A 25,933-nucleotide genomic window follows, 5' to 3' on the forward strand; every position below is an offset into this window, starting at 1 on the left:
TTGTGTCAAATGTCGTTTCGAATTCCACAAAGCCTTTATGGTTTGGAATCACTAATCTTTTTAACTTCAAAAGATAGCCCTTAACTAATTACTTGATTACCGCTGGATCTGGTTTTTCAATATAACCAGCATCGATTTCTTTTTTCAGTTGTTTGTAGAATTCAGGTAGCGAAAGTTTGGATTTGGTCCAAACTTCTCGAGCGTCAGCTTTTCCATCTTGTTGATGTATTAAATATGCGAGTGGCGAGAGACTATCGATGTTGGCATCGGTGGTAGTCAGAATAGTCGAAATCAACATACTTTTGTCCGAATTATTTTGTTCTTTCACTTCATCTTCAGGAAGGCTAACAAACTCACCGACAATAGCATCTGTCAGTGATAATTGAGTTTGATTAATATCATTTAGTTTTTGTTTTAGCTGATCACATAATATATTCAGGCTATTGATTTTATTTACAATACGTCTGAATTCTTGGGTAGGTGGGCATGGCACTAAAACGTTACTCAAAATTTCTAAATTAATGTTCTTTTGTGCTGTAGAGGGTGCATATTTCTCCAAGTTTTCTTTTGCTGTTTGTATGAAGTAATCAAAATAAACAGTTGGTATCAACTTCTCATATGGAGTGAAGCCGACAACACTATCAGGGAAACAAGCATCAAACCCCAAGATGCCAGTGTCAGCAATATTTGCAGCTATAGTGATACACAAAGTACCCTTCGGCCACAACTGGCTTTGTGCTAGCCCAATATCATTATATTTAGCCGTATATGTTTCTATGAAGCCGTTGGAACGAGCGACATCTCCTGTTTGAACAAGTGGATACTCTCCGTCAACATAAAGCTGAGGGTCATTCCGAGGTCTGTGTTTTGATTTTCCGCGGGCTAGCTCGCCGAGATCAGGTAAACGACACCACTCCCAGCCCTCCGGCAATTCAAACGGCTTTTCGTCCTCAGCTATCGGTGGCAGGGCTTTTTGTTTTTTGATCTTCTTCTCTTTCACCAACTGTGCTTTTTCTTCCGCGATACGGGCCAGCAGTTCTGAGGCTGGCTCATCGGTCGGGTCTTGCGGTACCAGTTTCCCCATCACCGCCAGTTGCAGGATGGTTCGCTTGAGCTGGTCGATGCTGTCTTCTGTGGTGAACAGGGTGTCGAAATGCTTGCTGATTCGCGCCCAGTTTTGCATCAGTTCATCAGCATCGGCGCTGTTGGTCAGGGTGTTGAGCAGGGTTTCCACCAACACTTTGTGCGCATCAAGGCTGGCTTCGGTGTGCTGCTCTAACTGGTCGCACAGCGTCATCAGTTCGTCGACTTTAGCGACAATGCGGTGTTGTTCTTTGAGAGGTGGCAGAGGGTGAACAACTTTCTCCATACGTTCCTTAGTCATATGGATCATCGCTATACCGTTACCACTCGCTTTTATTCTCTCTGAGATCGCTTGGAGGAACAGTCTCGAGAAATGCTTATCAAGCGAAGTTTCACTGAAAATATCCATTTTCCAAATATGGTAGTGGTAAATTACTTTCCCACCATCCCAGATAAACGGACCAAATGAAGCAGACCAAGCATATATAAGATCGCCATTGTCGATATACTTGTCGGCCTCTAAATTCAGGTCAGAATAATACCAGTCATTTGATGTGAAGAGATTTCCAACTCTGAGTATCGGGGTACCACTTGCTAACATCTCTGCTTTCTTATATGCCCGCCCATTAATAACGTGGATAAGGTCTTCGATTTTTGCCGTTTTCCAGCTCTGTGGGTACTCAAAGAAATGTTCATCTTTGATATTTTTTTTTGCCCGAGACTTTTTGATTTTGCCTTGACTAAGTAGCGACTCTTTTGTCGCTATTGACTTTGAAAGTAAATTTTCAGCAGGCTCATCATTCGGATCCTGTGGCACCAACTTCCCACGCACTGCCAATTCCAGAATCAGCTCCCGTAGTTTTTTAATGCCATACAGCTCGCGCTTTTTGCTGCTGCCTCGGCCAGACGCTGACTTGGCCTTTACGGCAGACGTCCAGAGGTCGATATGGTCTGTGATCAATTTTTCCGCAGGCATTACTTCACCTCTTCCACAACGGGTTCAACCACTCCAGCTACGGAGCTTTTGAGCGCATCACCAAGGATACCTTTCAGTTGGTTGCGCAGCGCAGTGATCTCTTGTTGTTGTTGCTGATAGGCGGCAAGCAGTTCGTCCGGGTCGTGGTTGACCACTTCGCCCTGATACGGGTTTTTGATATCAAGGTTAAAGTTGCGGGCGATGATCTCATCAATCGAGACCTTCCACGCATGGTTGTTTTCAACACGACTTGCGAAGCCGTCTTCTTCATTGCCCCACCACTCGATTTCTTCTTTGAACTCATCAAACTTCATCGGTTTGGTTTTGCTGTAGTTTTTCACGCCCTCTGGGTAAGGGTGCTCGTAAAACCACACGTCTTTGGTCGGCTTGCCTTTGGTGAAGAACAGAATGTTGGTTTTAATGCTTGTGTACGGGTTAAACACCCCGTTTGGCAGGCGCACGATAGTGTGCAGGTTACATTCTTCGGTCAGCAGCTTTTTGATTTTGGTTTTTACGCCTTCGCCAAACAGGGTGCCGTCTGGCAGTACCACCCCAGCGCGGCCGCCACTCTTGGTCTCAGAGCCCGGGTCCAACACTTCGATGATCAATTGCAGGAACAAATCTGCCGTTTCACGGGTTTGAAGCTCAGCAGGGAAGTTCTTTTCGATACCGTCTTCTTCGGTGCCGCCAAATGGTGGGTTGGTGGCGATCACGTTGATATCACTGTCCCAGTTCGACAGCGGTTTGTTCAGCGTGTTGTCGTGTCTGATTTGTGACGGCACCTCAATGCCATGTAGCATCATATTGGTAATACATAACAGGTGCGGCAGCTGTTTCTTCTCGACGCCATGGAACTGCTTTTGAAAGGTGTCGAATTGTTCGCTTCTGGTTGGTTTGTAGTTTTTCTTAATGTGATTGATCGAGCAGGTCAGGAAGCCACCTGTACCGCAGGAGGGGTCAAACACGTTTTCACCCAGCTTAGGATCTAGGCGGTCAACAATAAAACGGGTGACGGCGCGGGGGGTATAAAACTCACCCGCATTGCCTGCACTTTGCAGGTCACGCAAGATCTGCTCGTAGATATCACCAAACAGGTGACGCTCGTTGGTATCGGTAAAATCGATTTCGTTGAGCTTGTTGATCACTTGACGCAACAGGGTACCGTTTTTCATGTAGTTAAAAGCATCGCTGAAGGCTTCTTTGACCACAAAACCGCGTGGGTTGGTATCGACTGGCGCGGACATGCTTTTCAGGGTGTAAAACAGCTCATCGTTAACGAACTCAAGCAGGCGATCACCCGTCATCCCCTCGGCATTCGCCGCCCAGTCGCGCCAGAGAAACTTCTCAGGGATGGGCGAGGTGTAGTCATCCTGTTCCATCTCAAGCCCTTCCTCCTGTGCATCAAACACTTTAAGGAATAACAGCCAGGATAACTGACCAAGCGCTGTGCATCGCCATCTACACCCGCATCCTTACGCATGATGTCCTGAATAGACTTGATTACTGAACTGATAGACATAATTTCTCGGCTAACTGAGGGGAAAATTGGCCGGAATTATAGCCCAGATAGTCTCTCAGTTCAGTACCGATAACCCCGATTTATCTGAGGTTAACCGGGGTTTGATGATAACTGAACAGAAGTTCGCCGTTTTCGACTTTGATTTAGACTGATTATTGTCTGAAGGTGGCGCGGTCACTGCTGGAAAAGACAAGAGGTATTAACGTTGCGGCTACCAAAAAAGTATACACGGAATTGCCTGTTTTATGGTGGGAGCAGGGTCAGTCTGGTGCTGACCCTGTAAACTCGAATGTTATGCGCTTTCGTAAATCGCGGCTTCTAATTCATTGACCGCCTCAAGATATTCCGGCTTTCCGCCAAACCCTTTTTTGATAATTTCTGGAAGGCTGCCGATATCGCTAAACGGAGCAACTTTCAGCACAGCAATGTTTTCAATCTCACTGACACCTTCATCGGCGTACTTATCAAGCAGGTTATTGAGCACCTGTTGGGCTGTTTCGCCATACTTGGTGAAGTAATTACGCTTCTTGACGTTTTCTGCACGCTCTTTACGGGTGAGGGGGGGCTGATCGTAAACGACGTGGCAGACCATATCGAACGGGTCCATGTCTTTGCCAACTTCTTGCTCTAAGGCTTCCCAAATAATGCCTTGCTGGGCAAGCTCATCAATGATGGCCTGTTTGCGGTCAGCGTCATTCCACTTTTTGGTGAAGTCATCCAAGGAGTCAAACTGCTGGGCCATGGCTTTGCGGGTGTAGTCTTTGAATGACTCGGTTACCAGCTTGCCATCGCTGTCGTAGTATTGAACACGCTCTGCGACTTTGGTGACTTGTACGCCTTTGACATGGAATTTTTTCACTTCTTCCTGCACGGGGTCGGGGTCTGATTGTCCACTCCCTTCGGTGCCAGCTTCAGTCCCGCTGTTACCGTAAGGTACTTCTGGCTCTTGAATTGTGCCCGGGTCGATATCTTCATCGCCAAATGGTGAGTCCTGATCGCCGTCTGTTCCATCAGTACCGTTCACTATATCGTTGAGGTCATCCTCATTATCGAAGTCTTCCGGCTTGGTGACTTTTACCCGCTCTGGAGTGCCATCAAAGCGTTCATCTGCAAAGAGTTCTGTGGCTTTTTTGAAATCGAGAATAGAGAACCATAGCTTGCCAAATTTATCGTCGATTCGAGTACCACGGCCGATAATTTGCTTAAACTTGGTCATCGATTTAATGGTGGAGTCCAGCACTACTAATTTGCAGGTTTTTGCATCAACACCTGTAGTCATCAGCTCAGACGTCGTCGCAATCACTGGGTATCGCTTTTTCGGGTTGATGAAGTTATCAAGCTGCGCTTTGCCGTTCTCATCATCGCCGGTGATTTTCATGACGTACTTTTCGTTCTTTCCCATTTGCTCAGTGTTGCAGTTGGCAATTGCTCGGCGCATACGCTCTGCGTGATCGATGTCATTACAGAACACGATGGTTTTCGCCATCGGGTCAGTGCGTTTTAGGTAGTTAGTTATTGTTTGGGCGACAAGCTCAGTACGCTCGTCAATCACCATGGTTCGGTCAAAGTCGCTCTGGTTGTATATGCGATCTGTGATGATTTCGCCATGTTTGTCGACCTGACCTTTAGTTGGTCGCCAGCCTTGGAGATCAACATCCAAATCCACACGCACCACTTTGTAAGGAGCAAGGAAGCCATCTTCGATACCTTCTTTGAGAGAATAGGTATACACAGGCTCGCCGAAGTATTCGATGTTGGAAACTTCATCGGTCTCTTTGGGTGTCGCGGTTAGGCCAACTTGGGTGGCTGAACTGAAGTATTCCAGTATTTCGCGCCAGGCACTATCTTCAGATGCGCTTCCCCGGTGGCACTCATCAACAACAATCAAATCAAAGAAATCGGGACTGACTTTTTTGAAGATTTTCTTGTCTTCTTCTTGGCCTGTCATCGCCTGATAAAGGCCGAGATGAATTTCGAAAGCGGGGTCTATGGTGCGATTGCCAATTTTGGTCATCGCGGTACCAAAGGGTTGGAAATCGTTGTTTTTGGTTTGATCGACAAGGATATTACGGTCAGCCAGAAACAGGATGCGTTTTTTGGCCTGAGCTTTCCACAACCGCCAAATGATTTGAAATGCGGTATAGGTTTTACCTGTCCCTGTTGCCATGACCAAGAGAATACGGTCGTCCCCACGAGATACGGCTTCAATGGTTTTATTGATGGCATGCATCTGATAATAACGTGGAGACTTGCCGCTGCCATCATCATAGTAATCTTGCGTTACTAACGACATTTGATCGTCGTTATAGCCTTTCCAGCTGCGATACTTTTCCCATAGCGCTTCTGGTGAGGGGAAGTCTTCAAGCCTTATTTCAGTCTCAATTTTTGATGGGTTCGTTTTGTCGTGAAAAATGTACCCATCACCATTGGTCGCAAAGACAAAGGGGACTTGTAGTAAATCAGCATAACCCAGCCCTTGCTGCATTCCTTTACCCACTTCGTGCTTGTTGGCTTTAGCCTCTACCACTGCCAATGGCATGCTGGGTTTGTGGTAAAGCACGATGTCTGCCGATTTCACTTTCTTCCGCGCAGCAATTTGCCCGCGAACAATGACCTTGCCGTCACGCAGTTTTACTTCCTGCCGGATTTGAGTCATTGGGTTCCAGCCTGCACCTTGAATGCTTGGCAGGATAAATTTGCTGATGATGTCGGCTTCGGAGAGCTGAGACTTGTTGATGGTAGAGGTCATAGTGCCAACTGTACAACTAACTGGATGTTGGCATTATAACTGAGTTTGAACTTCTGGGTATCAGGTTGTTGTTGGTTCAAATTGCTAATTCATCAATAGACTTACGTGAGATGGGAAATAACTCTCTGTTTCAAGTCTTCGAGTACTAAAAAGTCCTGAGGTTGGTAGCTACTCCAACTGGCAGCGTCATTGGTTGGACTTTCAAAGAGTATCCCTTTGTAATTTCTGAATATGGTTTGGTTGTCAGCACTTTGTGACCTTGGGTCTCGCTTAACGGCATCTGCAACCAATTTACTTAGAGCGTTAATTCTTCCCAGTAACTCTGACGAGTATGCTTTTGATTTCTCGTAGAGCGGGTGGATAAACGTTGACTGTGCAGGAAAGTGAGCCAGTACTCGCTTATATTCATCCGCTTCTCCCAGCATGACACGAAGTTCAGCCTCAGATTGGGCTTTTTCTTCGCAGATATACCCCAGAAAAGATCGTAAGGGCTCTTTTTGCGACTCAACATTATTGGGCGGCAAAATTGTGCGTTTGGCGGAAACGAAATGCAGTGCTTTGAAGCGATCAGTTTTGAAGTAACGGTTGCTTCCCTGCGCTTCATCCTGACGTTTTTCGAGAAAACCGCGATCTACCAGTTTGTAGATTTGGCGGTAGATAATCTTTCTTAGTGCCTGCTTATCGAAAAGCTCCGCGGTGTCCTCGAGTAAATCATTTCTGATCTCCAATACCGAGAAGCCATCCATTTCATTCTCTATCAATGCTTTATACAACCATTGATTCAGGGGTACCGTTTGCTTCATCTTGACTTAAACACTCAATAAAAACTTAGGATTGCTAAGTATACAGAAATCGGTAAAACTTAGACAATCTAAGTCGACATAGGTCAACCAGATATGACTCAGTGCAAAAAGACAATCCAATCCCAACGAGGCTTAAAGAGGCCCGTAAAAAAGTCGGTATCACCCAGAAAGATCTGGGTGTAAGAATTGGTATGGAGCCGAGTTCTGCAAGTGGGCGAATGAACCACTATGAAAAAGGCCGCCACACACCAGATATTGGCACGCTTCGGCGCATGGCCGATGAACTTGGCGTGCCGCTCAATTACTTTTTCTGTGAGAGTGAGTTAAGTGCTGAGCTTGCCTGCTTGGTGGACAAGCTTAGCGATGAGGACAAGGCCGCGTTAATTGAGAAGTTGGATAGTGAGCGTTAACGTTTACTAATGAGTTGCCTAATCGGAATTGACTTCAATGCTGTGAAGGCGCGATCAAATCTCTCCCTTTTTCCTGTTTGGTCATCCAGTTCAAATCGTGTGTACTGCTGAATTGTTTGAATTTCTATGACGTTTGCTTTGTTATCAAAAGGATTCTTTCCATCCACAGTAAGGTCGGCGGCTTCTTTTAAATGTTTTCTAGTCAGTGTGTTAGCCCCTTTAAGTAATGCAATTTCCAGAGCATCCGCTAGCAAATCTTTCAACGCTCTCATTTCCCCCCGAGAATAAGCTAAAAGGGGGAGACTGAACTCGGGCAGCTCTAACTCGGGGGGATTAGAAAAAGGCATTGACTTAGATAGCGCTCTCAGACTCTGCGCAAACCGCTTCATCTCTTCTTTGTTGTTAGTCCCGTCATTGTTGATAACTCTAAAATAAGGAAGCTCCCGAACGATGCGTATTCTTGACTCCCACTGGCTATCCCTAGCAATCTCCTTTGACCATGGCATACCAACAAACACCATCGAGACCGAAGCTTCTTCACTGATCATTTTTAATCGATTACTGATGTCTTTTTTGTCGTCGCTTGAACGAATTTCCACAAACTCCTGACACTCATCAATAATTACCATGCCGATATCAGACTGTTTCAACTCTCGGATAACCATATCCGTTAAGCCGATTTCAGAGGCCTGCTTTACAAATCGATTGTTTCTGCGGTGAGGATTTAAATCGTGCAGAATCCAGCTAAGTGTTTCTTGCAGTGATGGTCTCACTCTCGTTCTTAGTACCTTTGGACCAGTTTTTGTCTGGCTTGATTTGGTGAAATGCTCAAGCAGTGCAGATTTACCCGCACCTGTATCACCGAAAATCAACATTGAAGGTTTAAAACCTGCTCTGGCACTTTTACTTCGTAATTTTTCAAGGTCATTAAGAATCGCATCAAAGGGCGGAAATAATGCGAAAGATTGATTGAAATTAGACACTAGAAATTCAACTTCACTCACGCTGTTATTCTTCATCGAGATCTCCAAGTATTTCCTCCCAATCCTCTAGGAAGTCTGCTGCCTTTTGGAGCTCTTCCCCTTTGTTTTTCTTTGATGTACTTTTTTGGGGTTTGGCTCTTTGGGATTCGATTGCTGCACTGCTAATACCTGAGAACTCTGCCATCTTTTTCATATTTTTTGGTGGTTTACGCTTTCTTTTAAAAGTACGTAAATCTTCGGTTTCATCTTCCATTCGGGCCGCCAATGCCAGACGAGCTTTTGCCAGCGAAAGCGTGTCTACATGTCCTTTTATGTATAACTTGTGAGCGCGTTTGATAATGAGGTGTTCATGAAGCGAAAGATGCTTGGTATAGCCGACGGGATCATCACATGGCACTTCAATATAGCCATCGAACTCCTCAAGAAAAACGAAAATGCTCGACATGTCATCGGGGTCGACTTTGATGGTTTTTATCGCTGATTCTTGAGTCTGAGGAAACCTCGCGCGGTAGTCAGCGAGGGCTTGGCTGCGATAGAACAAGTCTTCATATTGAATGCCTTTCTCTGTTAGTTTCCGTTTATCTAACAGCCCCATGACAATAGAAAGTTGCTTGTTGTCCTTCACTGGCAGACGGGGAGGAGGAAGTGTTTTCACGCTTTGACTCCAATACAAATTGGGCAAGCGGTTGTTTCTTGAATTGGCCTTCGCGTTGTGAACATCGATAATCCATCGATGTAGTTCTTCAACAAAGGTGGAGAACTTCATAACCGCCTTGTTGGCAGCGTCATAGTCACCTTTTTCAAGGACATTTGAAAATGTCTTTCCCGGTATGGTGTCGAGTAACGTTTGATTCAGAATACCGAATGACCTTTCAATGAAAGGTTTTAACCAAGGCTTTTTTACAGGATTATATTGGACCGCAATGTTTAGTTCTGTACAGGCATCATCGATACTTTTGGACCAAAACTCAGCCCCATTGTCCATCACCAGCCTTTCGATTTTCCCCTCGCAAAGCCACTGGTTGTTAAGCTCAATCGGTAAGTCTTTAACGTAGTCTTTAGGCTTCATGGCATTTAGTAACGCCTTAGCAACTGTCGCATATCCAGGTGCATGAAAACCCAGATGGAAACCAATGATGCAGCCGCTAAAGACATCGATAAGCATGGTCAAACAAGGGCGCCCAATAGGGACAAGGTACTCATCATGGAGCAGCATCAAATCGAGTTGTGTATGATCGATTTCAACGCGTTCTAACACTCGCGTCGGCGGTTTATGTTTAGCATTATGGCGATACCAGAGATCTGCGAAGTATTTGCCATGCCTTTGAAGGGCGACAGCATAAGGTGGGAGTTGTTTGAGCCTTCTTGAGAACGTTTTATAGCTGACGCAGGGTATTTTTCCGGCAATAATGTTTTCATTGGCGACATCAATAGAGTCTGAGTAGCGTTCATAGGCTTTAGAAATCTTTGGTCTTTCCGCCTGAAGCCAACTTTGCACGGCCAGATCGAAGTAATACTCATCGCCCTCGATCTTCGGTTTACGGTTGCCCTTGGCATGATTTCTTACGATTAGAGATTTCAAATCGCCGTCGCTTTTTTCATAGCGTTCCCTCCAGCGCAAAACTGTTCTTGGGCTTGGAGTAGAAATCGTGATGTCATGTTTATGCTTTTCGATTAACGCTTTTACTTGGTCTAACGGCCAAGGCCCGTTAAGTTCCTTTCCAATAAGTGACAGAAGCTTAAATCTCTCTAAGGCTTCATTTTTTCGTTCTTCAGGGAAACTGTCTAAATCTCGTTCATAAACCGTTACTTCATTCAGAGGACGGTAACAAAGATCTGGGTCTTCCTTGGAAACATCATCGATATGATTTTTGCTGTTACTTAGCAGTTTACGTTGAGATTCGTCATCGAATGGGCCTTTATCGCTCATTCTTTCACCCACAGTTCCGTGTGTTCATTAAACAGGGAGTCCTCAAGATGGGCTTTAACTAAGCCAAGGCTCATGAGTTCCAATAGCTCTCTGTTCATAAAGCCAATGGACTTACCGAAAACGCTGGCAAGTTTGCCAGAGGTCGACAGCCCCTGATTCTGAATAACTTCAATCACTGACTTTTTGAAATCACAAATATGTTTTGATCCTGCATAACGATGAATCAATTTAAGGTTGTCTAAGACGAATCCTTTACGAATTTGTCGCTCGGTGACTAGGTGCAAAGGAAACCCAATAGCTTCGCTACCTTTTTTCATGGCTTCGAAAATATGGAGGTATTCAGGTGTTAGGGAGAACTTTGAATCTTTGATTTCTTGCAGTGACTTATGACCACTATTGAGTGTGACGAGAAAGTCGGGCGTATAGCTGTGTGCCCCATCTTCTAATTGGTAACGCAGATAGAAGGGTTGGCTTTCAAATGAAATGACGTTGGGGTGGTATTCAAGATGGAAACAGGCGTCAAACTCGAGCGATGATTCGCACATGATGATGGCGCTATTTTTCACGCTAATGAATTTGAAGATATTTTTCTTAGCGTGCGGCTTTTTGATGTTGCGTGGATACATGGCCTACCCGAAGTTGTAAATTTACAACATAAAAGTAGACCATGACAACTTACCTGTCCAAAATGACACTTACTATGTCCCAAATGTCATTTTATGGTTCCAGCCACATTGGCAACTAGCAGTTATTTTTTGCCTTCTTTCTCTTTTTTCGTCAGGTCTTTGATTTGGCGGCTTATTTCACGACGAACTTTTGAGATTTCAGCGCTTTTGATGATGTGATCATCTACTCTGTCTTCGTAATCACCTTTCATGTTTTTGATGATCTCGACGATATCGTCGTGGCTCATCTCTGGGTGAATGTAGTCCAGAAGGTTTTCAAGAAGGGTGACGCGCTTTTGGTTATCTCGGATTTTCTTCTCGTTGTCCTGAATCTCTCGCTTTAACTTATTCTTTTGACGGGAAAATTTAACGATTTCGAATACGTTATTCATGAAGGGGATCCTTATTGATTACTACAAACTATCCAACATAGGCATTAAACCACAGTCGCTGAGAGGGAAACAGGCGTTTCGATCAATGCTGATTAGTTATTTCGCTACAAAAATTAAATGGGATGGGTTTGTTACACTTTTTTAGGAATATCTGATTTTGACGACATAAAAAAGCCAGATCTGACAATCTGGCTTGAAATATAGTTTTTTATGAAACTACTGACTTTCTGCTTCTTTCTTTTTGGCTTTCTCTTCTTCAATCTCTTCTTTTCTGTGCGCACCACGAAGCATCGCCTGAACGAGCTCGTTAGCATCAAACTTCGTTAGAGCTTCTTGTGCCCCAACTTGCTTGGCTTTCTCGACGCTGATTTCACTCGAGAGAGACGTATGTAGAATGACATACGAATCAACAAGCCCAGCATGTCCCCTGACTTCTGTCGTAAGCTCATAGCCATCTAGGCTGGCATTTCTATGTCACTGACAAGTACGTCGACAGGATGACCAGCACTTGCCTGCTCTTTCATGACTTTCAATGCATCAAGACCATTGTTACATACCTTGTAAGGGATATTGATGCTGTCTAAGGCGTCTGATAGCTGTCTACGGGCGAGTTTAGAGTCATCAACCAATAAAATATTCATCGGCTTGAGCTTTTCACGATCAATGTCCGCAAGAATCGGATGAAGCTTATCATTGGGCAGCGGGAAGATATTCGCCATGACAAACTCTACATCTAATAGCTGCACTAGCTTGGCATCAACATTCATTACACCCGTCAATAATGCCTTTGTGCTTAAGGTATCAGGAGGCGGGGAAATCGACTTCCAATCACATTCACTTATTTTCTCAATGCCCCGGACCATAAAGCCAACGACTTTGCGCTGACAGTCCGTGACAATGATGTAGCAGTCTTTTCGTTCTTCAACCGGTATAGGGCGATAACCGACTGCCATAGACATATCAATGACGGGTGTTGTCACTCCACGTAAATTTGCGGTGCCAACGACGGTGGGATGTGAACCGGGTAATGCGGTGAGGGTGCAGAAAGGGACTATTTCACGCACTTTAAGAGTACCAATAGCAAACATCTGTGTTTGGGTAATCCTAAAAATCAACATGCCTTGCGATTGATTAGCTTTGCTTTTCATAATTCAAATCTTTCGCTTATTTATAATTTTCTCATTTATTGGTTAAGTGTAGCGTTTAACACACGGTGGGGCGACCAATTCGTCGACTACAACGAAGTGTTTGACGTCTCTTCAGCACATATTCTGGCATCTAGCGATTCGACTAATCCAAGGTTTTGAATCCATTAACCCCAGATCTTGCCTGCAAATAGCTGTAAATAGGTAATGGAATGATGTGATCATTTCAATACTTTTGACACAAGTCTTTTTTTTGCATCAATCTGATCAACTTACCACAAGATTATGGTTAACTTGCCGATACCATACGGTATCCAGAATAGTCAGGAACCAGATTTAGTGGGTTAGTGAAGTTATGACAAGTATTTTAGCAACTGTTGACTCAAGGACGCGCCTTGTCGGTCAAAATCGTCTCGAACTCTTGATGTTCCAGTTGGGCACCCACCACCTTTTTGCAATCAATGTATTTAAGGTCCGGGAAGTCATGAAGGTTCCTCGGTTGAACCATCTACCCGGCTCGCACCCAAAGATTTGTGGTGTTGCGACCATTCGTGGCAACTCCATTCCCGTCATTGACCTTCGACAGTCTATTGGAATGACACCCATTGACAGAACGTCTGAGTGCAATCTGATTGTTACTGAGTACAACCGTTCAGTTCAGGCGTTTATGGTTGGAAAGGTTGTTTACATCAAGAACATGGGCTGGGATGAAATCACGGAGCCGCCAAAAGGTGCGGGACGCTCTCATTACCTCACCGCGATCACACGTGTGGAAGAAGCAGGCAAGCACCAGTTGGTTGAAATCATCGATGTAGAAAAAGTGCTGGCTGAAATCATTTCTTACCGTATTAACATCTCAGAAGATGTACTTGATAGAAGTCTCTTGCCGCATTTGTCTGGCCGAAAAATTATGCTTGTTGATGATTCTTCAACAGCAAGGCGCCAAGTTCGTGAAACAGTAGAACAACTTGGTATCGAATGTATTGAGATGAAAAATGGCGCAGAGGCGCTTCGCAGGCTTAAAGGCTGGTGTGAAGAAGGCAAAGACGTAAAAGATGAAATACTGTTGATGATCACTGATGCAGAAATGCCTGAAATGGATGGTTATAAACTGACCTCCGAAGTAAGAAGCGACCCACGCATGAATGATCTTTATGTGGCGCTGAACACATCACTCAGTGGCAGTTTCAATGAGGCAATGGTTAAGAAAGTCGGTTGTAATATCCTGATTTCCAAGTTCCAACCTGATCTTCTGGTCGATGTCGTCCAAAAACGAATTCGTTCCATGATGGAAGCGGAAGCTGTGTAGAATAACGCACTGACAGAAAAAGCAGCGTTGGCTGCTTTTTTTGTGTCTATTCTCTGTTACTGATAAGAATAAAAATCAATAAGTTGATCAATAACAGCTAAACTTAAAGTGTTACAAATCAAACCCCCAAGCTACGAACTGCAAAAGACGCCTTTATACCTTCATCTTGTTTTGATTGACGTAGAGACATAAATACAAGATATATTTGCATCGCGTGAGTGTTTCGCCATTCGTAAACACAGCTTATAGGTTCGAATTCATGTGGGGGCGATTTAAATCCACGTTTTCTATCAAGTCATCAGGCCTAAACCTGATACTTCGTTTCTTAGTGGAGGAAGTCACGATTGATCACCGTAGAGAAATATGACGGCTTGGTATCCCGTATTGCAACCGTCAACGAAGAAGTGAAGTCTCACTTAGTTGAGTACTACCTATTTGTGCCTGGAGAGCTAAATTTCTCTAGGAATATCATTGATGAGTACGCGTTTCACAAAACCGCTTTTACCAATAGCAGAACGTATTTTACGTCTCAATATCACTTGCCATTGGTACATTCACGATTAGCTAGCCGGGATAAACTGCCATCGGAGCAATATCGGGTTTCTTTGAGCTTATATGCCTTTCAATACGCACTGTCGCTTGAGAAAACAACCCATAAGTTCTTTGATCTTATGGGAGACGTTGAAGACGAGGAAGCGGTCGAACAGCTGGAGGATGTCACAGAAATGGCGGTGGACATTCTTAAGCGATTAAGAAGAAACGTGCCAAAAGACGAAAAGCTCACCAAATATTACAGCAATATCGATAATTACCTTTCATGGCTGACAGAGCAACGTTTTCTCTCACTTATCGCGCATATGCCAAAAGGTGCGTCGTTTCAGTCGTCAAAAGAAAAGCTGATCGAGATTTGTGAGTCTGAATCGGAATACAGGGAACAACGAAATTACAACTCCGCTAAATCGTTGAAAGACCCGATCCGAATGACGAACAAAATGCGTTTGGCAAGACGGTTAATTGAATACCCGATAACTATCAGGCAAAACGCGATACGTCTGGGGGGGAATCTTGCGAAATTGGCAAAAGGAGCCGCAGCGGGGTTAGTGATGATTTTTGTGACATTGTTGATTGTAAGAACCCGAGGCTGGTTGGGCGAGATAACTATGTCATTTGCAATGGCGATGGCCGGTGTGTATGCCTTGCGTGAGATATTTAAAGATGATTTGCGTGACATTATCGGTGATTGGATTGGAAAGGGCAGGCCTAAGTGGCGCAAGGTGCTTATCGATCCAACGTCTGGTAAGAAAATTGGCAGTCAGTTGGAATGGCTGGATTTTATCCCGTTAGATAAAGTTCCGCCTGAGATAAGAAAGTTGCGAAGGGGCAAACTCAGGCAACGTGAGGAATCGGTGATCAAGCTAAAAACCTCCACCCAAATGTCGACGACGCGTTTTCTCAGTGGCTATCAGATGACACGTGAAATTTGGAAGTTAGACTTTCGCCCTTTCGCTAGATTGATGACTCAGGCCAATGAGAAACTTTATACGCTGAGTAAAGGTCAGGTAAAAAGAGAGTCAGTAGAGAAGCGCTACCAGTTCAATTTGATTACCCGACAAATAGAACATTGCGGCAAAGAAACGATTCAGCGTTGGAAAATTACAGTCAACAGGTCAAAAGTGATCGACATTGAGGAAGTGTTGGGCCCGAGTTAATGAAAGCGTCTGGACCGAAATTCAAGTTCGTTAATGTTTGCAACATAAGTCTGCATATTGAATCGTAAGTCTGCATAGCCTACGTTTATAGTTAACTAGATAACGTACGGCTATGCACAATATGTTTGACCAAACAAAGAAAGCATCGTTTGTTCACAACATCAGAAAGTTCATGAGCTCCAAAAACGATGCAGTCATCCGAACCCTTTCCGTGCTCGAATACGATTTCTGCCTTCATCTGGTGACCTGCCCCCCAAAAACTAGACCATGCAGCACTAAGCCAAGAATCCATTAGTTTTTATTATCAAAAAAACAATCGGATAAGGCATCTTGCCAACTGGATTTTGTCCAATTCCGCGCCAGTTCGTCTGGCGTAACTCGAAACCGCCCAAATTCGTGTCAGTTTGTTTGGCGAAACTAGTTTCAATTAAGTGAAGCTTTCAACCTATCTTTTTTGCATTCATTAATTAGGTCAAGCAAGTAGTTACTTATATGGCAAATTTTATGCAGGCTTTTGCTTAAAATCTATGCAGACTTATGCTTCAAAGCGATAAATAACTTATTGATTTCACCTGAACGGCAATGCAGACTTTTGCTGCAAACAATATTCGTTGAGACTTTGAGTGAGGTCAATCAGCCTTCCTGCGACTACATGAATAACATCGCCTTCTTTTTCTATTATGCCTTTCACTTTGAGTATTTTCGCTGAGATGAAAGGCTTTGCCTGTTCTCTCGCTGTGTTAAGCCAAACGACTACGTTAATGTTTCCAGTGTGGTCCTCCAGAGTGATAAAAGTCACTCCTGAAGCTGTACCCGGTCTCTGTCTGCCTGTTACAAGCCCAGCGACAGCTACAACACTTCCATGACGGCAGTGGCGAAGGTCTTTTGCCAAGATGTGTTTACCAAGCTTATGCGCTTCATCAAGCAACGCTATCGGGTGTTTGTTCAACGTTAGTCCCGTTGCGTTGTAGTCCTCAAGCGTGTCTTCAATCTCTGTGGGAGCAATCAGCGACGACGGAGTTATTTTGCAACGCCCAGTACTGATTGATGAATTACTTTCAGTGAGTATGCTGAGAGTCTCACTGTTATCCATGATTTCCCATCTTGCATTAAATCTGTCACCAGATATTTTGTGCAAAGCATTAGCACTTGCCAGCGCTTCAAGCTGTTGATGACTGACTCCTAGCACTTTTAATTGATGAACTGATATGTATCCACCATCAGGTCGATGGGAGAGTATAGTCTTGATAGTTTCTTGGTTTAACCCTTTTATGATGCACAACCCAAGCCTTATGGCTGTGCCTTTGTTAGAACGGTGGCAAGTATTTTCTTGAGCGCTGGAATTGATGCACACAGGCAGACATTCAACATTATGCCTCTGGGCATCCAGAAGTAATTGGGAAGGCGAGTAAAACCCCATTGGTTGGCTGTTAAGTAAGCCACAATAAAACTCGGCAGGGTAGTATGTTTTTAACCATGCTGACACGTATGCAAGAAGAGCGAACGAAGCACTGTGAGATTCAGGAAAACCATATTCTCCAAACCCTTGGATTTGTCTGAATAGCCTGTTTGCAAAGGCATCACTGTAGCCTCTTTCTGCCATACCGCTTACAAGTTTATCTCTGAAAGAGGTTAATTTACCGTGTCGTTTCCAAGCAGCCATTGCTCGCCGGAGCTGGTCTGCTTCTCCGCCACTGAAGCCTGCTGCGACCATGGCTAACTGGATGACCTGTTCCTGAAAGATGGGTACCCCAAATGTTCGTGACAACACAGCAGCAACCTCATCAGAAGGATACCTCACGGGTTCTTTTCCCCATCGGCGTCTAAGGTAAGGGTGAACCATATCGCCCTGAATAGGGCCTGGCCTGACAATCGCAATTTGAATAACCAGATCGTAGTAAGACTCAGGCTTCATTCTTGGCAGCATATTCATTTGTGCGCGAGACTCTATCTGGAATACGCCAACTGAATCCCCTTTTTGCAGTTGTCTGAATACGTTAACGTCGTCACCCGCTCGCGCTCTCTTTGAAGAGGAAGAGAGTGAAGTCTCGTGAGCTATTGTAAGCTCGGTGAGTAACAGAAAAAACACAAAAAAAGGCCGAAGTTTATTCGGCCAAAAGAAGAACAAGAAACGGAACGTTATAGGGTTACGCTGAAGCGGCTTCGTCTTTTGTTTTTTTACTTTTCATTTTGCCTGTGGCAGCCCAGATAATTAGGGCAGACCATGCAATCCAAGATAAGCCAGCTGGCACATTGGCGATAAAAATCTTGCCAAGATGTTTGCGGTTACAGAATATCGCAATGATGGTGGGAACGAACCACACGACTATCGTCAACACGATGACAACGGTCATGAAAACAGGATCAAGGCCGTCTAGTGCACTCATAAATGATTGATAAGTTTCAGTTAAAAACTCCATATTTTCCTCGTTGCTGCATTCCTTTGATGCTTTTTACTTTACGGATGTGAACAACGAGCGGGGAAAAAAGATGAGTTCCGGTCAAAAAACATGAGTAGCGGTTGATTACTAATATTCGCCAACTTTTCGGCAGTAAATGTGTGAATACAAAGTGGGTCAGCGTTACAGGTGATTAGTTTTTATCGGTTCGATAAGACGGGCTGACAGTTAAAAGCGAATTCTACCTACCAACATGTCCTTGAACATCACCCAGTCACCTATGAAAGAATACATCGGGTATGTGAAGGTCGCCGGACGATTTTTCTCGAAGAAAAAGTGTCCTACCCAAGCAAAGCCGTACCCGATAACAGGGAGCGATAGCAGCAAAAGGAATTGTGAGGTAGCCAAAGAATAGCCCAAGACAAAAAGAAGTAATGCACTTCCGACAAAGTGAAGTCTGCGGCAGGTGGGGTCAGTATGCTGAGACAAATAGAAAGGGTAAAAGTCTGCAAATGTTTTGTATTCCTTTCCACTCATTACTGTTGCTCCACAATCATTATTTATCGACTGCATAAGTGTAAGAAACGAGAAGAGGCATGACTGCCTCTTCTTTGCTACATAAGCTGAATCTAATTCGCTGTCGGGTTTACTCTAGGAAGGTAAAGTTCGCGCCTTCACCCAAATCCATAAATTTCTCCCAGAACTCGCCCTCTGATTTCGACCAGACTGATGGCAACGCGACATTCATTGACGACAGCAGTTGTCCGGTTGAATGCAGCAAACGGAATGCTGAATTCAAGGTGTCGAACTCAATATTGATATAGTCAATACGCGCTTCAAACAGCTCATTTTCTGAATCTAAAAGCTCAATCAGTGTTCTTCTGCCAATACTGAATTGCTTTTCGTAGGCTTGTTGACTCGCTTTTGCAGCCACAACGTGCTGACGAACATATTCACTTTGCTCTTGCAAGTTTTCATGAGCATTCCACGCTAGGCTGGTTCCCTCAACGATTTGACGGTAAATCTGCTCACGGCTTTCTTTTGCTTGATTCACCTGATGAGAGCTTTGGCGAAATCTTGCAATGTCGCTACCACCGGAAAACAGGTTATAGTCAAACTTGACCATCGCTTGCAGGTCATTGTTTTCGCCCCGAACACCATCAAGGTTTTCATTCCAGTTACTGGTAACTTCAAGGCTGACATTGGGGTAGAACTGTGATTCAGTCTGATTGCGTTGTGCCGTGATCGCTTCTATCTCTTCTCCTGCACCTTTAAGCGATGGGTGGTTTTCTGCTGCTTTGCGAAGAGCATTTTGCAGTGTGCCGGGCAACGACTGACTGTCAGGCTTTGGTTTGAACATGTTGTCAGGGCGGCTGTTGATTAGGCGTTTAAATTGAACCGTTGCGTCTTGAAGGTTGTTGTTCGCCGAGACTAAGTTCGCTTTTGCACGTGCAAGGCGACCTGAAATTTGTGATAAATCAGACGTGGATGCGAGACCCGAATTCGTTTTCTTTTTGATCTGCCTGAAAATACGCTCGTGGTTCGCAAGGTTTTGTCGTGAGAGTTTGTGAACTTGTTCTGCACGAAGGTATTGCGTATACACGCCAACAACATCTAGGCTTTGTCTTCAGCAATATTAATCAAATCCCAGTGTTGTGATTTGGCAATGCGGCTGGCACGTTCAACATCGTTAATCGTGAAGAAACCATTGAAGAGAATTTGGCGAATGCTGATGCCAACTTCACGACGATTAAGAGAGACTCGTTCGTTATTGTTACTGGCGCGAGACGCAGGGCTATCCGTTACTTCGCGCCCGTAACCTCCGGCCAAATCAACAGATGGAAGGTAATCAGATTTCGCGATGTTAATCTGCTCTTCGCTCTCTCTATAACGCTGGAAAGCTTGCTGAATTTCAGGCTCAGTCACTAACGTCTGACTGACAGCCTGCTCAAGAGTCATCGCGTCAACGGCAGAAGAGACCAACAGAGAACAACTAATAGCAGTGGCTAGTAGTCGCTTTCGGTGGTTGGCTTTTATTGACATGTTTGGTTACTCCTAGTCATTCGTTACCCATGCTTTACGACTGAATTCATCGCTCTCGTAGAGCGTTTTCCCGAGCGCGTAAAATTGGATTGAGTATGTATTCCATTACAGTTCGTTTGCCGGTAATGATGTCAACTGACGTCAACATTCCCGGGATAATGGGCAAAGTCTGCCCGTTTTTCTTCTTCAAACTTGATTCATTTGTACGAATTCTTACTAAATAGAAGCTGTTACCTTTATCGTCCTGGGTCGTATCTGCACTGATATGTTCCAGAATGCCGTCAAGACCGCCGTATCGGGTAAAGTCATAGGCTGTCACTTTCACGACCGCGGGTAACCCGGGATAGAGAAAAGCGATATCCTTCGGCAATATTTTTGCTTCGATCAGCAGCTGATCTTCAGCCGGAACGATTTCAATCAGGTCATTACCCGGCCTTACTACGCCTCCCAGCGTATTCACATGGATGGTCTTGATGGTGCCCTTAACCGGCGATGTGATGACAGCCTTGTTGACCTTGTCTTGTGTTCCCAATTGCGCCTGATCTAAACGGGCCAAGAGGGACTGCATTTTATTCAGCTCGGAGCGGGCCTCGCTACTAAACGCCAGAGCCGCTTCTCTGCGTTTTAATATGGCTTCACCTTGAGCAGCAATAACCTTATTCTGAGAATCCTTAATCGCCTCAATTGCGCCGCTTAATGAGTTGACTTCGCGCTCAAGCTTGAGCATCTCAACTTCAGGTATCACGCCCTGTTTTGCCAAAGGACGAGTTATTTCAAGTTCACGCTTAAATGAGGAGTAATTACTCCTGAGTGGTATTAACTTCGACTTAAGTTCCTTTAATTCTGATTGTCTTTGATCAACCTGACGAGAAAGGATCGCCAACTTGTTCTCAAGATCGTTGATTCTGCCGTTATATTCTCTCTGCTGCCGAGCGATCAGCTCAGGCTTGCTTGCTTTTAGGTCGTCAGGAAATTGAATCATGACCCTTTTCAGTGAAATTTGTTTGCGCCAGTCTCTCGTGACAGGTGCCAGAGTTATCGTTTTAAGCTCAGCTTGTAGCCTGATGATGTTAGCCTTCAAAGAGTCAGATTCGACTTCTTGCTGCGCAACGTCAGACCGGAAGCGCGTATCATCGATGCGGGCCAGAGGTTGACCTTCTTCAACCAGCATGCCTTCTTTGATATACATCTGTTCAAGAATACCGCCATCGAGGCTCTGAATGATTTGAACCTGAGATGAAGGAATGATTTTCCCTTCACCACGGGTGACCTGTTCAAGTGACGACAGGCTGGACCACAGCAAGAAGCACACGAGAAATGTAACGAGTATCCAAATGACGAAGCGATACTTTATCGGGGAGTCGGTCAACATGGCGTTATACACATCATCGACCATCTCAAGCTCGTCTTGGTTGAGGTTTGAATGCTTTGCCATTATTCATCACCTCGCGATTGGGTTTTATCAAGCCTAGTCTTGCCAATATTTCATCGCGAGTGCCATCAACAAGTACTCGGCCTTTTTCAAGAACGATGATCCTGTCGACTAATTTCATCAGTGACATTTTGTGTGTAATCAATACCAAGGTTCGATTATGGCCAATGCGCTTCATTGTATTGATGAACTGTCGCTCTGTAGTGGCATCCATACTGGCGGTGGGTTCATCCATCAGAAGAATTGGTGGATCATTGAGAATCGCTCTACCTAGCGCTACGGTTTGACGTTGGCCTCTTGAAAGCGCTTCTCCGCGTTCACCCACCTGTTTGTCCAACCCTTCACTGTCACCTTCGGCATAAAGGTTGACACCTGCCAATGATGTTGCACGGTTTAGCTGGTGTTCGGTTACTTGGCGGGAGCCAAACATGATGTTGTCGCGAATCGTGCCGTTGAACAAAATGATGTCTTGAGGCATGTACCGATGTTATGGCGTAAATCAGCAGGATGTATCTGACGGCATTCGGTACCATCAAAGCGCAGGTTACCTTCTGACGGATGATAAAGGCCTGCAAGCAACTTGAGTAAGGTCGTTTTACCCGAGCCATTTTTCCCGATGATGGCCACTTTTTCTCCCGCCTCGATAGAAAGGGACATCGGATATAACGCTGATTGGGTAGCGCCTGCATAATCGAAGCTGATGTTATCGGCATCAATATGACCGTTGAGACGAGTGCGTTTAACGAGGTGAGCTTTGTCTTCAAACTCGCTTTCTTTGCTCATCAGGTCATCAAGCTGTCTGATGGCGTTCTTGGTCTGGTTTGTTTTCACCAGCAAAGAGGCCAATTGACTCATGGGCGAGAGAATACGGCTAGACAGCATGACAGCGGCGATGATCCCTCCCATGGAGATATCACCTTCAGAGACGGCATAAACACCAAGGATAACGAGTGCAACGGTCGTTAGCTGAGAAATAAAGGACGCAATATAAGACACCGACTGAGAAATGCGTTTAACCTCAAACTGCCAGTTAGCCGTGTGCGCCGTCATCTGTTGCCAACCTCTTTGCACAATGCCTTCTGCACATGTGCTTTTATGGATTCCAGGGCTGTCAGGCTTTCTATCAGGTGACCGTTTCTTTGAATGCCGAATTTGTTGCTTTGATCGATAGCACGCTTGAGTTTGCGTTGAATACTGAGTGTATACAGTAAAATCAGAACGCTTGCGACGACAGGCACGACAACCAGGTTGCCGGACACAAAGTAGATAACAACCAAGAACAAAATGGCAAACGGCAAATCGACCAGTGTCATCACCGTGGCGGCACTGAGGGTTTCACGTACGCTATCAAATTCGTTGAGTTGCTTAGCCATACCGCCAACGCTTGGGAAGCGTTGACTCAGTGGTATGCCCATTGCTTTGGCAAACAGGCGAGCTGACACCACAATATCAATTTTCTTGCCTGCAATGTCGGTTAGTGCGCTTCTCACTGAACGAAGGATAAAGTCAAATGCAAACGCAATTGCGGCACCTACACCCAAAACCCATAAAGATTCAAAGGCTAAGTTCGGTACAATTTTGTCATAAACATTCATGACAAACAGCGGCGAAACGAGGGCAAAGAAATTCACTGCGATAGAAGCGAGAAGGGCATCTTTGTAAAGTGGGCTTGCTGTTCTGACCATCGACCACAACCAGTGGCCTTGTTCGGCATGCTGGTGGAGTTTGGCGTTAGTATCACCACGAAATTGCCTTTTGACCAGGAAGCAGTAACCGGTATAGACCTCTTCAAGTTCTGAAATGGATAATTCGGATTCTCCACCACTCTCAGGTATTTGAACGGTTACCGTGCCTTCTTCCTTATCGACTGAACGCAGTACACAGGCTTTTTGATCAACGAGCATCAATACACAAGGAAGCAGAAGAGGTGAAATTGCCGTTAACGGTTTTCGAATTAGTCGAGTGGTAAATCCGGCGCGCGCAGCGGCCTCCGGAAAAAGATCCGGCGTAAGATTGGCTTTGTTGAGCGGCAAACCTGCGATCAGTGCTTCTCTAGAACAAGGATTCCCATACGATTCGGCAAGCAACACCAGACTGTCCAATAAAGGGTCTGCCATCACTTGAGCCGAAGCGGGAATACTCCACTGACTCTCAATATTTTTGTTGGTCACGCATTTTCCTTGTGAAACACATAACGATCTGGGTCACATAAAGTGTTAATCCCAGATGGCAAAAAAGCCAGAACATGGCAAAGCCATGTTCCAGCCTAAGTATTGTTATAATTCTGGATCTTTATCGATTTCTACGAGTACAGACGCTGTATCGACAACTACGTTGGCTTCATCACTGGTGATGAGAGCAGTGGTTTCACTGTCGAATAAGGTGTTAATGACACCACCTAGATTGTTCAAATCTGACAGACTGATATTGTCGAGGACAATTTCGTGATCACTGACCTGGTCGCCGTCCATGTCGATGTTGATGGTGACTTGGTCATCCGCCTCGCTAACCCAAATAGCGCTTAGCTGGTCACCTTCGAGCAAGTCGGAAAGGTCAATATGGTCTTCACCAATGGTAAAGTCTTCAATTGTTACTTTCGTTGTGTTGCTGTTAGCATCAACAACAAAGCGGTCAGCTTCTGCCGAGCCAGCAACGCCTGCTGTGCCACCGAGCGTGACGACGTTGGTATCAATGATTTCATCAACCTGTAGCCAAACATCATCAACAGCATGTGTCTGCCCATCATTATCTGTCCACGTAGACTGGAGACCAATCAGGTTACCGTTGTCGACAATGAACGAGTCTTCTGGTGTTAAGTCGATGCTTGCTACGCCTGCTTCAGAGAGGCTGACCATTTCATCTGCTTGCGAGACGCCATCAGAGTTTTTGTCCTGCCAGACGATAATGTCATCATAGGCACTGTCATTGGCATCAAGAACGCCATCGTTGTTCTCGTCGTAGACACTGAGTGCTTGGAAACCATCTTCGACGTCTACAGGTTTTGGTGATGCTTCACCGAACAGCTCAGAGCCGTCGTTGATAACACCGTCACCATTGAGGTCGATAGCAAGCAGTGCATCGCCGGCACTCGCCCAACCAACCCTCTCTTTCGTCCCGTCTGCATCAATATCGAATTCAATGCCTTCGTTGATTGAGATGGTGTTCACGCCATCGCCGTCAAGATCGATAATTAGCGGCGTGATTGTTGGACCACTAAAAGTTGCCCAGTTAGAGATAGTAATATTGAACGTCGCTTCTGACGTAGAGCCATCAGACGACGTCGCTTGACCCGTAATGGTTATTACATCCCATTCTTGGTTATTGATGTCAGCTGCAGTGGCAGGCCTTGTCAGCGTTACAACACCAGTGTTTGGATCAACAGTAAAGAGGCCATTGTAGCTGTCAGTTAACGAATAAGTGACGGTGTCAGAGCTGTCAGGGTCTGTCGCTTTGAGGGTCAGGCCGATTGTGCTCCCTGCCGTGTTTTTGAAATCAAAAATAACAGAGCCTGTTATAACCACATTCTGCCCATCCGTACCCGCAATGGTGGTATTTTTAGCACCTCCCGTACTACTTGGATCTGGACCGATAGAGAAATCGCGGTCGACAAGTGGACCAACCGGTGAGTTACCTGTCTCATCGATTATTGCGGTGGTAACCGACGCACCCGATACATCAAGGTCCTCAAAGAGGTCTGAGCCATTCAGCTCAATACTGGTTATGGATACTGTGTACTCCTCACCAACCTCATTTAGCGAGTCATCAACAGTAACAACATCAAAGGTAATCGTTGTGCCATTAGCACCAACAGTGGCCTGAGTCGTTTCAATAATATCGCTTGTTGTCGCGCCGCCAGCGAACGAGTAACTGATATTGATGATCGAGCCCGGTGTGGCGGGTTGATCCAGTGTGATCGTATAAGTCGCAGTTTGCCCTTCTATAATTTGGGTCGGTCCACTGAGTGATACATTGACGGTATCATTGTCATCAACGATGTTACCTGTCGCACTCTGACCACCTATCTCAAGAATCACTGATTCTGTCTCTTCGGCGAAGAAGTCATCAATAGTCGGTACATTGACAATAAAACTTGTTACACCTGCAGGAACGGTGATCTGGCCCGTTTGAGGGTTGTAAGTCACATTGTTAGTAAAAGTAAGGTTACCGTAATCGGTGCCTTGTTCAGCGTCACCATTCAGTTCGAGATCAAATGTAGTTGGTACAGACGAAGTTCCCGTAATCGTAACTTCATAGTTAAGTATACCTCCCTCGACAACTTGATCGCCTGTATTGGTAACATCGATACTGGTTATGGTCGGGGTGTCGTCGCTATCGTTGATGGTGGCCGTGCCATCGTCGGAGATATTTTGCCCACCGAGGGTGGTG

At 45.2% G+C, this 25,933-nt stretch carries 18 protein-coding genes and 4 pseudogenes; 4 read left to right on the top strand and 18 right to left on the bottom strand.

Annotation, left to right across the window (positions count from 1 at the left end; genetic code table 11):
- Positions 1-88: 88 nt before the first annotated feature.
- Together CS022_RS21085 and CS022_RS21090 are read right to left on the bottom strand one after the other, a co-directional pair.
- Positions 89-2,059: a restriction endonuclease subunit S gene (locus CS022_RS21085; RefSeq protein ID WP_129123911.1), complete on the bottom strand. Its 1,971-nt coding sequence runs from the start codon at positions 2,057-2,059 to the stop codon at positions 89-91.
- Positions 2,059-3,578 (bottom strand): annotated as a pseudogene (locus tag CS022_RS21090) (N-6 DNA methylase). Before CS022_RS21090 ends, CS022_RS21085 begins: the two are co-directional and overlap by 1 nt.
- Before the next feature lie 26 nt (positions 3,579-3,604).
- Here CS022_RS21090 and CS022_RS27495 point away from each other — a divergent pair.
- Positions 3,605-3,730 (top strand): hypothetical protein, encoded by a 126-nt coding sequence (locus CS022_RS27495; RefSeq protein ID WP_268967923.1) that lies wholly within the window; start codon positions 3,605-3,607, stop codon positions 3,728-3,730.
- 140 nt (positions 3,731-3,870) lie between these two features.
- On the opposite strand, the gene hsdR is transcribed toward CS022_RS27495, so the two are convergent.
- Both hsdR and CS022_RS21100 read right to left on the bottom strand, forming a co-directional pair.
- Positions 3,871-6,327: an EcoAI/FtnUII family type I restriction enzme subunit R gene (gene hsdR, locus CS022_RS21095; protein ID WP_129123912.1), complete on the bottom strand. Its 2,457-nt coding sequence runs from the start codon at positions 6,325-6,327 to the stop codon at positions 3,871-3,873.
- A 101-nt stretch (positions 6,328-6,428) separates the two neighbouring features.
- On the bottom strand, positions 6,429-7,130 hold the full coding sequence (locus CS022_RS21100; RefSeq protein WP_129123913.1) for a hypothetical protein: 702 nt from the start codon (positions 7,128-7,130) through the stop codon (positions 6,429-6,431).
- A 101-nt stretch (positions 7,131-7,231) separates the two neighbouring features.
- Here CS022_RS21100 and CS022_RS21105 point away from each other — a divergent pair, with 101 nt between their 5' ends.
- The gene (locus CS022_RS21105; RefSeq protein ID WP_129123914.1) at positions 7,232-7,540 is read left to right on the top strand and encodes a helix-turn-helix domain-containing protein; all 309 of its coding nucleotides are present in this window, start codon (positions 7,232-7,234) and stop codon (positions 7,538-7,540) included.
- Here CS022_RS21105 and CS022_RS21110 read toward each other — a convergent pair.
- From CS022_RS21110 to CS022_RS21130, 5 genes and pseudogenes are all read right to left on the bottom strand, one after another.
- Positions 7,537-8,559, bottom strand: coding sequence for a TniB family NTP-binding protein (locus CS022_RS21110; RefSeq protein ID WP_129123915.1), 1,023 nt, complete (start codon positions 8,557-8,559; stop codon positions 7,537-7,539). The genes CS022_RS21105 and CS022_RS21110 overlap by 4 nt on opposite strands.
- Entirely contained in the window at positions 8,549-10,453 is a 1,905-nt protein-coding gene (locus tag CS022_RS21115; protein ID WP_129123916.1) for a Mu transposase C-terminal domain-containing protein, read from the bottom strand. The genes CS022_RS21110 and CS022_RS21115 overlap by 11 nt, the downstream gene beginning before the upstream one ends.
- Positions 10,450-11,079, bottom strand: a complete 630-nt coding sequence (locus CS022_RS21120) for a TnsA endonuclease N-terminal domain-containing protein (protein ID WP_129123917.1) — start codon at positions 11,077-11,079, stop codon at positions 10,450-10,452. Before CS022_RS21120 ends, CS022_RS21115 begins: the two co-directional genes overlap by 4 nt.
- Positions 11,080-11,201: 122 nt before the next feature.
- A complete protein-coding gene (locus CS022_RS21125; RefSeq protein ID WP_129123918.1) occupies positions 11,202-11,510 on the bottom strand; it encodes a DUF496 family protein in 309 nt (102 codons plus the stop codon).
- 216 nt (positions 11,511-11,726) lie between these two features.
- Positions 11,727-12,658 (bottom strand): annotated as a pseudogene (locus tag CS022_RS21130) (chemotaxis protein).
- A gap of 352 nt (positions 12,659-13,010) precedes the next feature.
- On the opposite strand from CS022_RS21130, the gene CS022_RS21135 reads away from it, so the two are divergent.
- Positions 13,011-13,964 carry a chemotaxis protein CheV gene (locus tag CS022_RS21135; protein ID WP_129123919.1) on the top strand — a complete coding sequence of 318 codons (954 nt, stop codon included), beginning with the start codon at positions 13,011-13,013 and terminating at the stop codon, positions 13,962-13,964.
- 344 nt (positions 13,965-14,308) lie between these two features.
- On the top strand, positions 14,309-15,673 hold the full coding sequence (locus CS022_RS21140; RefSeq protein ID WP_129123920.1) for a hypothetical protein: 1,365 nt from the start codon (positions 14,309-14,311) through the stop codon (positions 15,671-15,673).
- A gap of 568 nt (positions 15,674-16,241) precedes the next feature.
- On the opposite strand, the pseudogene CS022_RS21150 reads toward CS022_RS21140, so the two are convergent.
- The 9 genes and pseudogenes from CS022_RS21150 to CS022_RS24980 all read right to left on the bottom strand — a co-directional run.
- A pseudogene (locus CS022_RS21150) lies at positions 16,242-17,690 on the bottom strand (helix-hairpin-helix domain-containing protein); the annotation flags it as partial.
- Positions 17,691-17,820: 130 nt separating this feature from the next.
- Positions 17,821-18,093, bottom strand: a complete 273-nt coding sequence (locus CS022_RS21155; RefSeq protein WP_129123922.1) for a superinfection immunity protein — start codon at positions 18,091-18,093, stop codon at positions 17,821-17,823.
- A gap of 207 nt (positions 18,094-18,300) precedes the next feature.
- Positions 18,301-18,609, bottom strand: coding sequence for a DUF962 domain-containing protein (locus CS022_RS21160; protein ID WP_129123923.1), 309 nt, complete (start codon positions 18,607-18,609; stop codon positions 18,301-18,303).
- Between the two features lie 109 nt (positions 18,610-18,718).
- Entirely contained in the window at positions 18,719-19,675 is a 957-nt protein-coding gene (locus CS022_RS21165) for a TolC family protein (RefSeq protein WP_129123924.1), read from the bottom strand.
- Between the two features lie 11 nt (positions 19,676-19,686).
- Positions 19,687-20,115: a TolC family protein gene (locus CS022_RS27500; protein WP_129123925.1), complete on the bottom strand. Its 429-nt coding sequence runs from the start codon at positions 20,113-20,115 to the stop codon at positions 19,687-19,689.
- A gap of 46 nt (positions 20,116-20,161) precedes the next feature.
- Positions 20,162-21,550, bottom strand: a complete 1,389-nt coding sequence (locus CS022_RS21175) for an HlyD family type I secretion periplasmic adaptor subunit (RefSeq protein ID WP_129123926.1) — start codon at positions 21,548-21,550, stop codon at positions 20,162-20,164.
- Positions 21,513-22,597 (bottom strand): annotated as a pseudogene (locus CS022_RS28285) (ATP-binding cassette domain-containing protein). Before CS022_RS28285 ends, CS022_RS21175 begins: the two are co-directional and overlap by 38 nt.
- Positions 22,594-23,718, bottom strand: coding sequence for an ABC transporter transmembrane domain-containing protein (locus tag CS022_RS28290; protein ID WP_408057289.1), 1,125 nt, complete (start codon positions 23,716-23,718; stop codon positions 22,594-22,596). The pseudogene CS022_RS28285 and the gene CS022_RS28290 overlap by 4 nt, the downstream one beginning before the upstream one ends.
- Positions 23,719-23,823: 105 nt before the next feature.
- Positions 23,824-25,933: cadherin repeat domain-containing protein (locus tag CS022_RS24980; protein ID WP_161569699.1), on the bottom strand; the 2,110-nt coding region annotated here is incomplete at its 5' end.

It is taken from the genome of Veronia nyctiphanis, assembly GCF_004116385.1.
Lineage (GTDB): Bacteria > Pseudomonadota > Gammaproteobacteria > Enterobacterales > Vibrionaceae > Veronia > Veronia nyctiphanis.